Below are 14,290 nucleotides of genomic sequence, written 5' to 3' on the forward strand. Positions count from 1 at the left end.
GCAGATCCGTTCCATCCTCTTCATGGCTGCCCTCAGCGCCGCACGCTGCAAAGGGCCGCTGCGACCCGTCTTCCACAGGCTGATCGCAAACGGAAAGAAGCCAATCGTCGCCCTCACAGCCCTCATGCGAAAGATCGTCGTCATCCTCAACGCCAGAACGAGAGACCACCTCAACGATATGAGTTGATGACGCGGGGGGAGATGTTGGCGCGTCCTCGCCGCCGCTCTGGCAGCCAATGGGCACCGGGTCGCGCTAACGCGCGCCCGGTGTGACGACCTGTGGATGGGGCGGGACGCCGCGCGGTTACTTCAGCTTGAGGAGCAGGCCGGCGATGAGCTTGCCGCGCTCGACGAGGCTGTCGACCTCGATGTGTTCGGTGAGCGTGTGCAGGCCGGCGCCGCGCACGCCGATGGAATCGAGCGTCGGGATGCCGAGGGCGCCGGTGAAATTGCCGTCCGAGCCGCCGCCGGCGCTGCAATGGGTGAGGTCGAAGCCGAGCTCACCGGCGATGCCGCGCGCGGTCTCGTAGACGGCGAGCGTGCCCTCGTCCGGCTCCCAGACCGGCCTTGTGACGCCGCGCGTCACCTCGATCACCACGTCGTTCTCCTCGCCGTTCAGTGCCAGCATGCGCTTGACGCCCTCGTCGAGGTCGTGCTGGCGCTTGGCCATCGACAGGACCTGCGCCTCGCAGGAGGAGGACACGCAGTTGACCCACTGGCCCGCATGGATGACGCCGACGGAGAAGGTGCAGTCCTCCGTCGTCATCGCCTCGATCTCGAGGATCTTGCGGGCCATGGCGGCAATCGCCGAGCGGCCGTCCTTCAGCGCCCAGCCGGCATGGCTCGGCCGGCCAAAGGTCCTGACGTTGAAGCGGGCGATGGCGAAGCGGCCGGTGACGGCGGAGCCGTCGTGATGAGCCGGCTCCGGCACCAGGACGTATTTGTTCTTGCGCGCCTCCATCTCGATCAGCTCGCGGGTCGAGGGGGTGCCGACCTCCTCGTCCGGCGTGAACAGGACGGTGACCGGCAGCGGCGTCTCGATGCCGGCGAGCGCGAGCTGGCGCAGCACCTCGACGGTGACGTAGCAGCCGCCCTTCATGTCCTGGATGCCGGGGCCGTAGCAGCGCCCGTTCTCGACGCGCCAGGGGTTCGTTTGCAGCGTGCCGATGGGGTGCACGGTGTCGAGATGGCCGGAGACGAGGATGCCGGGCTTGCCGAAGTCCTTGTGCGGCATGCGCGCACGCACCGAGCCGCCGAAGCCCATGCGGCCGGGAATGCGCTCGATCTCGGCGCCGGCGGCGGCAAGATCATAGGCGGCAAGGTCCATCATCCGGTCGACGGCGGCGGCATCATAGGTCGGGCTCTCGCATTCGACCCAGGGCCGGAGGGCGGCAAGCATCGTGTCCGTGTCGAACGGCAGATCAAGATAGCTCATGGGAAGATCCTGAAGGGTTGCAGGGGGGCGGAAACTCACAGGGGCATGCGCTTTTCGACGATGCGCGCCATGATGCTGGCCCCGACGGGAAGCATGTCGTCGTCGAGCAGGAAGCCGGGATTGTGGACCGGCACCTCGCCCTTGTGGCCGAGGGTGCAATAGGCGCCCGGAACCACCTTGAGCATGTCGGCGAAGTCCTCGCTGCCGGTCACCAGGTCCCTGGTGACGGTCGCCTTGGCGGCGCCGACGATCTCGCTCGCCGCCTCGCGATAGGCCTCGGCAAGATCGGCATCGTTGACCAGCACGTCGAAGGTCGGGCGCAGGTCGGCGACGATCTCGACCTCATAGGCCTCGGCAAAGCCGGCGCAGATCTTTTCCGCGCGCCGGTGGATGACGTCGCGCACATGGTCGGAGAAGTAGCGGATGGTGCCGGAGATCACCGCCTTGTCCGGCACCACGTTGTAGGCCGAGCCGGCATGGATCTGGGTGACGGAGAAGACGGCGGGCTCGGTCGCCTCGACATTGCGGCTGACGACGGACTGCAGGCTCTGCACCAGCGCGCTGGCAATGACGATGGGGTCGCGCGCATGGTGCGGCATGGCGCCGTGGCTGCCGATCCCGTTGATGGTAATGTCGAAGAAGCTGGCGCCCGCCATCGCCGCGCCCGGCTTGATGCCGAACTGCTCCGGCGGGGCGAGCGGGTTGTTGTGCATGCCGTAGATCTCGTCGCAGGGGAAGCGCTCGAACAACCCGTCGGCGATCATGGCGCGGGCGCCGCCCAGCCCCTCCTCCGCCGGCTGGAAGATCAGCACCGCCGTGCCGGAGAAATTGCGGGTGGCGGCGAGATAGCGCGCCGCGCCCAGCAGCATGGCGGTGTGGCTGTCATGGCCGCAGCCGTGGAAGGCGCCGGGGGTCTTGGACGCATACGGCAGGTTGGTCAGCTCATCCATCGGCAGGGCGTCCATGTCGGCGCGCAGGCCGACGGTGCGCCCGCCCTCGCCATTGCCCTTGACGATGCCGACGACGCCGGTCTTGCCGATGCCGGTATGGACCTCGTCGACGCCCCACTTGCGCAGCAGTTCGGCGACAATGCCGGAGGTGCGCACCTCCTGGAAGCCGATCTCCGGGTGCTCGTGGAAGTCGCGGCGGATGGCGGTGAGTTCGTCGGCATAACCGGCGATCTGCGGCAGAACGGGCATTGGAACCTCCAGACAGGGTTGCCGGCGCGGGATCAGGCCGTCCGCAATTCGCGGAAATTGGCGAAATCCCAGGCGCGGCCGGGGGCGGCCTCGATGAGGGCACGGGTATAGGGATGCTTGGGGTCGGCGAGGACCTTTTCGGCCGTGTCGTGCTCGACGACGCGGCCATGCTGCATCACCACCACCTCGTCGCAGATCTGCGCGGCAACGCGCAGGTCATGGGTGATGAAGAGGATGGCGATGCCGAGCTTGGCCTGGAGCTCGTCGAGAAGCTCCAGCACCTGCGCCTGCACCGACACGTCGAGAGCGGAGACCGCCTCGTCGGCGACCAGCACGTCCGGCTCCATGGCGATGGCGCGGGCAATGGCGATGCGCTGGCGCTGGCCGCCGGAGAACTGGTGCGGGTAGCGGCCGACCGCATCGTCCGGCAGGCCGACCAGCTTCAGCAGCTCGCGGGCGCGGGCCAGCGCCGCATCCTTGTCGGTGCCGAGGTTGAGCGGCCCCTCGATGAGGCTGCGGCCGATGGTCCAGCGCGGGTTGAGCGAGCGGAACGGGTCCTGGAAGACGATCTGGATGTGCCGGCGGAACGGCCGCAACTCGCGCCGCGACAGCCTGGCGATCTCCTTGTCGGCGACGCGGATGGTGCCGTCGGTCGGATCGATCAGCCGCATGACGCAGCGGGCGACGGTCGACTTGCCCGAGCCGCTCTCGCCGACGATGCCGAGGGTGCGGCCCTTCGGGATCGCGAAGGAGACGTCGCTGGCGGCGAGCGTTTCCTTGGTCTTGCGGAAGACGCCATGCGAGCCGTAGACCTTCTGCAGCCCGTCGACGGAGATCACCGGGGCGCCTTGCGGCACCGGCCGGGCGGCGCGCGGCGTCAGGCTCGGCACCGACTTCAGCAGGCGGCGGGTGTAGTCCTCCCTCGGCCGGCGCAGCAGCTCCTCCACCGGCGCGTGCTCGACCAGCTTGCCGAACTGCATGACATGGACCGTGTCGGCGATCTCCGCCACCACGCCCATGTCATGGGTGATGAACAGCACCGCCGTGCCGTGCTTTTCCTGCAATTCGGCGATGAGGCTCAGGATCTGCTGCTGGGTGGTGACGTCGAGCGCGGTGGTCGGCTCGTCGGCGATCAGGAGCTTCGGCTCCAGGATCAGCGCCATGGCGATCATGATGCGCTGGCGCTGGCCGCCGGAGAGCTGGTGCGGATAGGAGCGGTAGATGCGCTCCACGTCCGGCAGGTGCACCTGGTTCATGATGTCGAGGACGCGGGCCTTCTTCTCCCGCGCCGGGAGCCTTGCATGGGTGTCGAGCACCTCCTCGATCTGGGCACCGACGCGCATCACCGGGTTGAGCGCGGTCATCGGCTCCTGGAAGATCATCGAGATCTTGCTGGCGCGCATGTCGCGCATCGCCTGGGGCGAGAACTCCAGCAGATTGCGCCCCTCCAGCTCGATGCGGCCGCCGGCGACCTCGAGCGCGCCCTTGGGCAGCAGGCCCATGACGGCGAGCGAGGTAACCGACTTGCCCGAGCCGCTCTCGCCGACGAGGCAGACGGTCTCGCCCTCGCGGATCCGCAGCGAGATACCGTCGAGGATCGGCATGGCGGACGCATTGCCGGCAAGGCGCACGGTGAGGTCGGTAATGGTGAGGACGCTCTGTGCCTCGTCGAATGTGCGGGTCTTGAACAGCATGGTCAGGCCTCCCGCTTCTTCAGGCGCGGGTCGAGCACGTCGCGGGCCGTGTCGCCGAGCAGGTTGATGGACAGGATGCACAGCGACAGCATCAGGCCCGGCCAGAAGATCAGCGAAGGCTTGAGCTGGAAGTAGACGCGGCCCTCGGCCATGATGTTGCCCCAGGTCGGGATCTCGGTGGAAACGCCGGCGCCGAGGAAGGAGAGGATCGCCTCGGTGAGGATGGCGGAGGCGCAGATATAGGTGCCCTGCACCGTCAGCGGCGCCAAGGTGTTGGGCATCAGGTGCTGCCACAGGATCTTGGGCATGGAGGAGCCGAGCGCGATGGCCGCCTCGACATAGGGCTCCTCGCGCGCCGACAGCACGACGGAGCGCACGAGGCGCACGACGCGCGGGATCTCGGGGATGGTGATCGCCGCCATCACCGACCAGATGCTCGGCCCGTTGAGCGCGACCAGCGCGATCGCCAGCAGGATCGAGGGGATCGCCATCAGGCTGTCCATCACCCGCATGATGACGGCATCGGCGGTGCGGAAGAAGCCGGAGACGAGGCCGATCATCAGGCCGATCAGCACGCTGACGACAGCGGCGCCGACGCCGATCAGCAGCGAGATGCGCCCGCCGGTGACGACGCGCGAGAGCACGTCGCGGCCATAGGCGTCGGTGCCGAGCGGATACATCTCGCTCGGGCCCTTGAGCCGCTGCACCGCGTCGATGGTCGACGGATCGTGCGGCACGATAAGGGGCGCGAGCAGCGCCGAGGCGACGATCGCCACCAGCACGATGGCGGCGATGATGGGGCCGACGCCGAGGCGCCAGCCGGCCGGCAGGGCGATCGCCCCGAACAGCCACTGCATGCGGGAGGCGGGGTGCCGGTCAGCCTGCATCGCGCGCCCTCCCCCTCGTGTGGGCGCTGGAGGCGCGCTGCTGGAACGGGCGGGACATCAGTAGCGGATCCTCGGGTCGAACAGGGTGTAGGACAGGTCGATCAGCAGGTTGATGAAGACGTAGAGACCGCTGGTCAGCAGGATCATCGCCTGGATCACGGGATAGTCGCGGGCGAGGATCGCATCGACCGTCAGCCGGCCGATGCCGGGGATGTTGAAGACGCTCTCGGTCACCACGACGCCGCCGATCAGCAGCGCGAAGCCGGTGCCGATGATGGTCATGATCGGCACCGCCGCGTTGCGCAGCGCATGGCGGAACAGGACGATGCGCTCGCTGACGCCCTTGGCGCGGGCGGTGCGGATGTAATCCTCGCCGAGCACTTCCAGCATCGAGGCGCGGGTCATGCGGGCGATCAGCGCCACATAGATCGTCGCCAGCGTCAGGCAGGGCAGGATGGCGCGCGCCAGGAAGCGGCCGAAATCGTCGGACGGGGCGGTGTAGCCCTGCACCGGCAGCCAGCGCAGATTGATCGAGAAGACCTGGATGAAGATGTAGCCGATGACGAAGACCGGGATCGAGAAGCCGAGCACCGAGAAGCTCATCACCGCGTAATCGGCCCAGGTGCGGTGCCGCCAGGCGGCGAGCACGCCCATCGGCACGGCGATCGCCACCGACAGCAGGATGGTCATGACGGCGATGTTGATCGTCGGCCAGATCCGCTGGCCGATCATCGTCGTGACCGCGGTGTTGGAGATCAGCGAGGTGCCGAGATCGCCCTGCAGCAGGAGCCCGACCCAGGTGAAGAACTGGACGTGCAGCGGTTCGGAAAGGCCAAGCGAGGTGCGGATGCGCTCGAGCTGGGCGGGCGTTGCCATGTCGCCGGCGATGATCGCGGCCGGGTCGCCCGGCGTCAGCCGCAGCAGCAGGAAGACGAAGACGGCGACGATCACCATCACGGGAATGACGGCGAGGATGCGCCGCAGGATATAGCCTAGCATCGCGGGTTGCTGCTCCTGACGGTTCGGTGTCCCGGACGGGTCCGGTGACGGAAACGGCGGACATGCCGCGCTCCGCCACCGGCCGGATGCGGGATCGGCGAGGCTGGCCGCCCGGCCGAAAGGGCCGGGCGGCGGGCGTCACGGCCCGGTCAGTCCGCCTTCTTGACGTTCCAGAACACCGGAACCGGCGAAGGCAGCATGTCGGTCAGCTTGTTGCTGCGCGCCTGGGGCGACGCGTACTGGCCGAGCGGGATGTAGAGGACGGTGTCCAGCGTATGTTTCTGGATCCGGACCGCCACCTCCTTCTGCTTCTCCGGCGTGTCGGCGGCGATGAACTCGGCCTTGAGGGCCTCGATCTCGTCGTCGGCCGGCCAGCCGAACCAGGCGCTGTCGCCGCGGCCGTTGAGCATCGGGCTGATCAGGGGCGAGTTGACCTCCGGCACCAGCCAGTTGGTGAAGAAGATGTTCCAGCCGCCCTCGGACGGCTTGGCCTGGCTGGCGCGGCGCGTCACCAGCGTCTGCCAGTCCATCGGCTGCATGTCGACATTGAAGCCGGCATTGCGGAAGGCCTGGGCGGCGACCACCGGCTGGGCGGTGAGGCTGACGACGTCGGTCGGCTGCATCAGAACGACCGGGGTGCCGTCATAGCCGGCTTCCTCCAGCAGCTTCTTGGCGCCTTCGATGTCGCCGCCGGAGACCAGCGTCTCGGCGCCGGACTCGTCGGCGAGCGGCGTGCCGCAGCCGAAGATCGCGCCGCAGACCGTGTAGTAGTCCGGGTTGCCGATCAGCGTGCCGAGCACGTCGGCCTGGCTGAGCGCCATCTGCGCCGCCTGGCGGATCTTCTTGTTGTCGAAGGGCGGATGCTTGAAGTTCATCCGGCCGATGGCCTGATAGCCGAGATCGTCGCGGGTCTCGACCGTGACGTCGTCGCTGGCGGCGAGGATCGGCAGAAGGTCGATCTGCACCTGCTCCAGATAGTCGATCTCGCCCGACATGATCGCGTTGATGGCGGTCTGGGCGTCCGGCATGGTCACCCACTTGACCTCGTCGACATGGACCACCTTGCCGCCGGCCATCCAGCTCGCCGGCTCGTCGCGCGGGACATAGTCCTCGAACTTGCGATAGGTGACGGAGACGCCCGGCTGGTACTCGGACTCGATGAAGATGAAGGGGCCGGAGCCGACATATTCGGTGACCGCCGCATCGGCCGGGCCGCTGGCGACGCGCTCGGGCATGATGAAGGGCGGCAGCGCCGACTGCTTGCCGACCGTGTCGAGCAGCGCCGGGAACGGGCTCTTCAGCGTCCACACGAAGATCTTGTCGTCCGAGGCCTCCAGGCTCTCGGTGATGTCGAAGATCAACTGGCCGCCGGAATCGCGCTTGCCCCAGCGGGTCAGCGAGGCGATGGCATCGGCCGAGGTGACCGGGGCACCGTCATGGAACTTCAGCCCGTCGCGCAGGGTGAAGGTATAGACGAGACCGTCGTCGGAGATCGTCCAGTCGGCCATCTGCGGGCGCGGGGTGAAATTCTCGTCCACCGCGACCAGCACGTCGTAGATCATGTAGGCATGGTTGCGGCTGATATGCGCGGTGGTGATGATCGGGTCGAGCACGCGCAGGCCCGAGTGCATCACCGCGGTGATGGTCTTGCCGGCGGCATCGGCCGGGGTCACGAGCCCGGTGCCGGCAAGCAGCGCGCCGGCAAGCAGGCCGGCGACGGTGTGGCGGGCCTTCAGCGCCCAGCCCTTGCCGCGCCGGGTGGAGCAGGTGGTGGCAGTGTCATGCAGCATGATGCTTCCCTTTTCTGGTCAGGTGATTTTGTTTTTCTTCTTGTCGAAGCGGGAACTCCTCCCGCTCCGCAACGCAAGCCCTGCAGGCGTCCTCGCCGGTTCGGTCTCAGCCCTCCCTGGCTTGCGGCATCTTCGCCGCGGCAGCGGCCGGCACGAAGGCCGGCCCACCGGGCGACAGTCGCATGCCGGGACGCAGCTTCGTCCACGCGAGATCCGCCGGATCGAGGGGCATCGGCCCCGGGGCGGTGCAGACGAGAACGGTCTCGGCAATCGGGTCGAAATCGGCGCGGAAATGCACCGAACTCTTGTTGACGAGGATGTCCATGCGTGTCGGTTCGATCCCAACATAGCGGTACATCGCCAGATCGGCCATCTGGGTCTTGTGACTGGCGACGACGATCCGCACCCCGTCGATGGCAAGGCAGGCGGAGGGGCCGACATTCATGCGGGTGCCGCCGTAATAGGGGCCGGTCGCATGCAGGGCGCCGTCCGACAGCGCCTCGACGCGGAACGTCGCCTCCAGCGGGCTGTCGCCGGCAACGTTCGACTGGCCGCCGAGCGGAATGGTGATCTCAGCCCCCTCGCCGGCCGCATGGGCGGCGCGGGCGGCGGCAGGATCAACGATCAGGCCGATGGCGGCGTTCTCAGCGCCGTTGCGCAGCAGGGCCTTGAGCATGCCCATGGTGTTGGAATCGCCGCCGGCGCCGGGATTGTCCTGCGTGTCGGCGATGACCACCGGGCGGGTCGCGCCCCTGGCGATGCGCATCGCCTCGATGACGCCCTCGTCGGGCGTGAAGGCGCGGCCGGCAAAGGCGGGCTCACTCTCCATGATGCGTGCCACCAGATGCTCGGCGGCGCGGTCGGCCGCCGCCTGCGTCTCGCCATAGGCGAGCACGGTCTGGCCGCAGTCGGCGATGTCGGCGGCGGGAAAGCCCATCCAGTAGGAGAGGCTCGCGACCTCGCCGCCCTCCAGCTCCGCCAACTCGCGGTAGAGGGTGCGGGCGGGCTCGATGACGGTGCACTGCCAGGGAATCGGGATCAGGAACGGCAACCGTCGGAAGGCGCGGGCGAAGGGGCGGCCGCGCTGCATCAATCGGTCCAGGCCCTCCGCCGCGCGGCGACCGGTCTTCGCCATGTCGACATGCGGATAGGTGCGGAAGGCGACCAGCAGGTCGGCCTGTTCCACCATCAGCGGCGTGGTGTTGCCGTGCAGGTCGAGGCTGACGGCGACGGGCACATCCGGCCCGACCACCTCGCGGACGCGGGCGATCAACTCGCCCTCGCCGTCGTCGAGATGTTCGGCGACCATGGCGCCATGCAGGTCGAGACAGACGCCGTCGAAAGGCCCGCCGGCGGCGATGCCCGCGACGATCTCGCCGGCGATGCGCTCATAGGCCTCGCGCGTCACATGGGCGGAGGGAATCGCGCCCGTCCACAGCACCGGCACCATGTCCCAGCCGACGGCGCGGCCATGGGCGATGGCGCCCGAGATGCCGAGATTGACGCCCTCGGCGCGGGCGAAGATCTCCGCGCCGCGCGACAGCGGCAGATAGCCGCCGCCCTGCTCGAACTCGGCCAGGGTGGCGAGCGAGGGGGCGAAGGTGTTGGTTTCGTGCAGGAAGCCGGCAAGGGCGACGCGGCGGCTCATCGAAACCCTCCGCCACGGGCAGCGCGACCGGCCGCATGGAGGTCTGTGCGGGGTGCGTCAGGGGAGGCCGCGCTGGATGCCGTCCTGCCCGGACCTCTCGGAGCCGTGTTGCGCCCGCGAACCATACGCCCTCCTGCGTATTGAAATATAATACGATCGTATTATTTTTTTACGATACGAATGGTAAAGTTGACGAGTCAATGCTGTTTTGTAAGCAGTACGTTTTTCGAGGGACCCCGACATGACCAGTTGGTCGCCGCGCGCCAGGCCGAAGGCCGGAACGCCCGAGGAACAGGCGCAGGATCCGCTGTTCGTGCGCTCCATCGCCCGTGCCGCCGACGTGATGTCGGCGTTCCACAAGGCCGACGCGCCGCTGACGCTGACCGAGATCGCCGCGGCCGCCGGCATGGGCAAGAGCACGGCGCAGCGCTTTGTCCACACCCTGCGGCAGCTCGGCTATATCGAGCGGGATCCGACCGACCGGGGATATGTGCCGGGCCTGCGGCTGCTCGACCATTCGCTGGACTACCTGCGGCTCAATCCCCTGGTGGAGCGGGCGACACCGGTGCTGCTGGAATTGCGGCGCAATGTGCGCGAGCGCGTCGACCTGAGCCTCTTCGACGACCTGCGTGTGGTCTACGCGGCGCGCAACCAGAGCAAGCGCGAAACCTTCTTCGCCACTTTGGTGGGCCATGCCGTGCCCACCTTCTGTGCAAGCGGCGGGCGGGCGATCATGGCCTTGTTGCCCGATGCGGAGGTCGACGACATCCTCGCCCGCTCGGATCTGACGCCGATCACGGTCAAGACGATCACCGAGCCCGAGCCGATCCGGCAGAAGGTGCGCGAGGCGCGCGAACTCGGCTACGCGATGGCGCTGGAAGAGGTGGTGCCGGGGGAGATCGCCATCGGCGTCGCCATCACCGGGCCGGACGGCCGTCCGACCGCGGCGATCCATGTCGCCGGCTCGCTGTCGGAATGGCAGGCGGAGGACTTCGCCCAGCGCTTCGCGCCGCTGGCGCAATCGGCGGCGCGGGCCCTCAGCCGGGCGTGAGGGGGATTCGTCACCCCCCATTGGCGTCATTCCGGGGGGGCACGGGTGCCGCCCGGGGACCCGTTGGCCCCCTCGGCAGGTGTTTTTCTCCAACCTCTCCCCAGCGTCTTCCCGGGCGAGCATCGCGAGACCCGGGATCGGGGAGCCCCGGCGGTCGTGGTGTTGTTCGGGAGCGCACCCCATAGGCCCTCGGCTCGCCGGTCCCGCATCTCCGCTTCGCTACGTGCGGGATGACGAAAGGAGGGGCTGCGTGCGGGATGACGAAAGAGGGGGCGGTGCGCGGGATGCAACCGGCGTAGGCGCGCGAGAGGCTCGGCCAGCGTCTCCTCGCCACCGCTCTGGCAGCCAATAGCCACCGGGTCGCGGCTGCGCCTTGCCCGGTGTGACGGCCGAGAGGATGTCAGGTCGTGCCAGTTCTCAGGCCGTCGTGCCAGTTCTCAGGATGTCGTCCCGGACGCGGCCGAAGATCCGGGAACCAGAGGCACCCTCGGCGGGTGTTTTCTCCAACCTCCGCCCGCCCTATTCCGCCGGCTGGCTGGAGGGCACGGGGGCGGCTGCGCGCGAGCGCGAGCGGTCGCGGGCAAACAGCGTGTAGGCGGTCGGCACGACGAAGAGCGTCAGTACCGTGCCGAAGGACATGCCGCCGACGATCACCCAGCCGATGGCCTGGCGGCTTTCGCCGCCCGCCCCTTCCGCCAGCGCCAGCGGCACCGCGCCGAAGACCATGGCGCCGGTGGTCATCAGGATCGGCCGCAGGCGCAGCGCCGCCGCCTCCACCACCGCGTCGAACCGGCTCTTGCCCGCCTCCTGAAGCTGGTTGGCGAACTGCACGATGAGAATGCCGTGCTTGGTGATCAGCCCGATCAGCGTGACGAGACCGATCTGGCTGTAGATGTTCAGCGTGCCGCCGGTCTGGTGCATCACCGCCAGCGCTCCCAGCATCGACAGCGGCACCGTCAGCATGATGATGAAGGGATCAATGAAGCTCTCGAACTGCGCCGACAGCACCAGATAGATGAAGCCAAGCGCCAGCACGAAGATGAAGACGAGGCTGGAGCCGGTCTGGCGGAACTCGCGCGAGACGCCGCCATAGTCGGTGCGCGCGCTGGAGGGCAGCACCCGCTGCGCCGTCGCCTCCAGATAGTCGAGCGCCTCGCCGAGCGAATAGCCGGGGGCGAGGTTGCCGGCGATCTTGGCGGCGCGGAGCTGGTTGAAGCGGTTGAGCTCCTTGGGCGAGACGCTCTCGCGCACGCTGATCAGGTTGGAGAGCTGGACCATCGAGCCGTTCTGGGCGCGGACATAGATGTCCTCCAGATCGCCGGGCGTGCGGCGGTCCGAGGGGTCGACCTGAACGATGACGTCGTATTGCTCGCCGTTCATGTTGAAGCGGGTGACCTTGCGCCCGCCGAGCAGGGTTTCCATGGTGCGGCCGACGGTGAGCACGCCCGCGCCCATGTCGGCGACGCGGTCGCGGTCGAGCTCCACCTCGATCTGCGGCTTGTTCAGCGCCAGGTCGCTGGTGACGTTGACGAGATTGGGGTTGTCCTCGATGGCGGCGAGGAAGTCGTTGACCATCGCGTCGAGCTGCTCATAGGGCTCGGAGGTCAGGATCATGAACTCGATCGGCCGCGAGCGGGCGCTGACGCCGAAGGAGCCGGGATGGTTGACCGAGGCGCGCAGGCCGGCGACGCGGCGGATCTGCGGCTGCAATTCGGCGCCGATCTCGATCTGGCTGCGCTGGCGGTCCTCCCAGGGCTGGAGCTGGGAGAAGGAGGTGATGTCGGTGACCTCCGGCGAGCCGGCGATGACGAAATAGGAGCGCACCTCGGGAATGTCGGCGAGAAGCTGCTCGACCTGCAGGGCGTAGCGGCTGGTGAAGTCGATGGTCGAGCCCTCCGGCGCCGAGCCGGAGATGAACAGCACGCCGCGATCCTCCAGCGGGGCGAGCTCCGACTTCAGGCTGGTCAGCAGCATCCAGGAGGCGCCGGCCACCGCGAAGACCATCAGCACGATCAGCCAGCGGACCTTGAGCGAGACCAGCAGCAGGCGCCGGTAGCCGTCGTTCAGGGCGTCGAACCCCCGCTCCAGGGCGGCCGAGACGCGGCCGCGCTTCTCGTGCTCCTTGAGCAGCTTGGAGCACATCATCGGCGACAGCGTCAGCGCCACCAGGCCCGACATCAGCACGGCGGCGGCGAGCGTCAGCGCGAATTCGGTGAAGAGCTTGCCGGTGCGCCCCTCGGCGAAGGCGACCGGCGTGTAGACGGCGGCGAGCGTCAGCGTCATGGCGACGACGGCGCCGGAAATCTCCTTGATGCCGACGATGGCCGCGCGGATCGGCTTCATGCCGTTCTCGATGTGGCGGTGGATGTTTTCCAGCACGACGATGGCGTCGTCGACGACGAGGCCGATGGCGAGCACCATGGCGAGCAGCGTCAGCGTGTTGATGGAGAAGCCGAGCGCATAGATGAAGATGCAGGCGCCGACCAGCGACACCGGGATCGTCACCATGGGTATGAGCGTTGCCCGCAGCGAGCGCAGGAAGAAGAAGATGACGAGGACGACGAGCACCACCGCCTCGGCGATGGTGGCGAACACCGCCTCGATGGACCGGTCGATGAAGATCGAACGGTCATAGGAAATGTCGGCGTTCATGCCCTCCGGCAGGTCGCGGCGGATGTCGGGCAGCGCCGCGCTCAGCGCCCGCGAGACATCGAGCGGATTGGCGGTCGCCTGCTTGACGACGCCGAGGATCACCGCGTTCTCGCCCTTGTAGCGGGTGGTGCGCCGCTCGTCCTCCGGCCCGATCTCGACCCGCGCGACATCGCCGAGCCGCACGGAAAAGCCGCCCGCGTCCTTGACGACGATGCGGCGGAACTGCTCGCTGGTGGTCAGGCCGGTGCGCGAGAGCACGGTGAACTCGCGGTCGAAGCTCTCGATGCGACCCGAGGGCACCTCGACATTCTGCTGACGCAGGGCGTTTTCCACGTCCTGGACGGTGAGTTCGTAGGCGGCAAGGCGGGTGCGGTCGACCCACACGCGCATGGCGTAGCGGCGCTCGCCGAAAATGTTGACCTCGGCAACGCCCGGCAGGTTCTGCAGCCGGTCGCGGATGTAGCGGTCGGCATAGTCCGACACCTCGATGGGCGAGGCGCGGTCGCTGGTCAGGGCGATGAAAACCACCGCCTGGGCGTCGGCCTCGACCTTGGAGACGACCGGCTCCGACACCTCGGCCGGCAGGCGGCCGCGCACCCGGCTGACGCGGTCGCGCACGTCGTTGGCGGCCTCGTCCGGATTGACCGACAGCAGGAAGCGGACGGTGATGCGGCTCGATTCGGGCCGCGAGCGGCTTTCCAGCACCTCGACACCGCCGATGCCGGCGATGGAGCCCTCCAGCACCTGGGTGACCTGGGACTCGATGATCTCGGCGCTGGCGCCGGGATAGTCGGTGCGCACGGAGACGACCGGCGGGTCGATGTTGGGATATTCGCGCACCGTCAGGCGGACGAAGGAGACGAGGCCGAGCAGCAGCACCATCAGGCTGACGACGGAGGCGAAGACCGGCTTGCGGACGAAGAACTCCAGCATGG

General features: G+C 68.1%; 9 protein-coding genes and 1 pseudogene. 2 read left to right on the forward strand and 8 right to left on the reverse strand.

Annotated elements, in window-relative coordinates; genetic code table 11:
- Nucleotides 1-187, forward strand: a pseudogene (locus TSB10GB4_RS23665) (IS110 family transposase); the annotation flags it as partial.
- A 117-nt stretch (nt 188-304) separates the two neighbouring features.
- Here TSB10GB4_RS23665 and TSB10GB4_RS14965 read toward each other — a convergent pair.
- The 7 genes from TSB10GB4_RS14965 to TSB10GB4_RS14995 form a co-directional block, all read right to left on the reverse strand.
- Entirely contained in the window at nt 305-1,435 is a 1,131-nt protein-coding gene (locus tag TSB10GB4_RS14965; RefSeq protein WP_186396359.1) for a M20/M25/M40 family metallo-hydrolase, read from the reverse strand.
- Nucleotides 1,436-1,470: 35 nt separating this feature from the next.
- Nucleotides 1,471-2,634, reverse strand: coding sequence for a M20 aminoacylase family protein (locus TSB10GB4_RS14970; RefSeq protein ID WP_186396360.1), 1,164 nt, complete (start codon nt 2,632-2,634; stop codon nt 1,471-1,473).
- Between the two features lie 32 nt (nt 2,635-2,666).
- Nucleotides 2,667-4,328, reverse strand: a complete 1,662-nt coding sequence (locus TSB10GB4_RS14975) for an ABC transporter ATP-binding protein (RefSeq protein ID WP_186396361.1) — start codon at nt 4,326-4,328, stop codon at nt 2,667-2,669.
- Nucleotides 4,329-4,330: 2 nt separating this feature from the next.
- On the reverse strand, nt 4,331-5,185 hold the full coding sequence (locus tag TSB10GB4_RS14980; RefSeq protein ID WP_244570931.1) for an ABC transporter permease: 855 nt from the start codon (nt 5,183-5,185) through the stop codon (nt 4,331-4,333).
- 87 nt (nt 5,186-5,272) lie between these two features.
- On the reverse strand, nt 5,273-6,214 hold the full coding sequence (locus tag TSB10GB4_RS14985; RefSeq protein ID WP_186396363.1) for an ABC transporter permease: 942 nt from the start codon (nt 6,212-6,214) through the stop codon (nt 5,273-5,275).
- A gap of 149 nt (nt 6,215-6,363) precedes the next feature.
- Nucleotides 6,364-8,004, reverse strand: coding sequence for an ABC transporter substrate-binding protein (locus TSB10GB4_RS14990; RefSeq protein ID WP_186396364.1), 1,641 nt, complete (start codon nt 8,002-8,004; stop codon nt 6,364-6,366).
- Nucleotides 8,005-8,110: 106 nt separating this feature from the next.
- Nucleotides 8,111-9,652, reverse strand: a complete 1,542-nt coding sequence (locus TSB10GB4_RS14995; protein ID WP_186396365.1) for a M81 family metallopeptidase — start codon at nt 9,650-9,652, stop codon at nt 8,111-8,113.
- A gap of 241 nt (nt 9,653-9,893) precedes the next feature.
- On the opposite strand from TSB10GB4_RS14995, the gene TSB10GB4_RS15000 reads away from it, so the two are divergent.
- On the forward strand, nt 9,894-10,703 hold the full coding sequence (locus TSB10GB4_RS15000) for an IclR family transcriptional regulator (protein WP_186396366.1): 810 nt from the start codon (nt 9,894-9,896) through the stop codon (nt 10,701-10,703).
- 519 nt (nt 10,704-11,222) lie between these two features.
- On the opposite strand, the gene TSB10GB4_RS15005 is transcribed toward TSB10GB4_RS15000, so the two are convergent.
- Complete coding sequence (locus TSB10GB4_RS15005) at nt 11,223-14,288, reverse strand: efflux RND transporter permease subunit (protein WP_186396367.1); 3,066 nt, start codon at nt 14,286-14,288, stop codon at nt 11,223-11,225.
- Nucleotides 14,289-14,290: the final 2 nt, after the last annotated feature.

The organism is Stappia sp. TSB10GB4 (assembly GCF_900185745.1).
Classification (GTDB): domain Bacteria; phylum Pseudomonadota; class Alphaproteobacteria; order Rhizobiales; family Stappiaceae; genus Stappia.

What these genes read in the sequence shown, in the direction of transcription:
- TSB10GB4_RS14965 (WP_186396359.1), bottom strand. Translation starts at nt 1,435, where the DNA reads ATGAGCTATCTTGATCTGCCGTTCGACACGGACACGATGCTTGCCGCC.
- TSB10GB4_RS14970 (WP_186396360.1), bottom strand. Translation starts at nt 2,634, where the DNA reads ATGCCCGTTCTGCCGCAGATCGCCGGTTATGCCGACGAACTCACCGCC.
- TSB10GB4_RS14975 (WP_186396361.1), bottom strand. Translation starts at nt 4,328, where the DNA reads ATGCTGTTCAAGACCCGCACATTCGACGAGGCACAGAGCGTCCTCACC.
- TSB10GB4_RS14980 (WP_244570931.1), bottom strand. Translation starts at nt 5,185, where the DNA reads ATGCAGTGGCTGTTCGGGGCGATCGCCCTGCCGGCCGGCTGGCGCCTC.
- TSB10GB4_RS14985 (WP_186396363.1), bottom strand. Translation starts at nt 6,214, where the DNA reads ATGCTAGGCTATATCCTGCGGCGCATCCTCGCCGTCATTCCCGTGATG.
- TSB10GB4_RS14990 (WP_186396364.1), bottom strand. Translation starts at nt 8,004, where the DNA reads ATGCTGCATGACACTGCCACCACCTGCTCCACCCGGCGCGGCAAGGGC.
- TSB10GB4_RS14995 (WP_186396365.1), bottom strand. Translation starts at nt 9,652, where the DNA reads ATGAGCCGCCGCGTCGCCCTTGCCGGCTTCCTGCACGAAACCAACACC.
- TSB10GB4_RS15000 (WP_186396366.1), top strand. Translation starts at nt 9,894, where the DNA reads ATGACCAGTTGGTCGCCGCGCGCCAGGCCGAAGGCCGGAACGCCCGAG.
- TSB10GB4_RS15005 (WP_186396367.1), bottom strand. Translation starts at nt 14,288, where the DNA reads ATGCTGGAGTTCTTCGTCCGCAAGCCGGTCTTCGCCTCCGTCGTCAGC.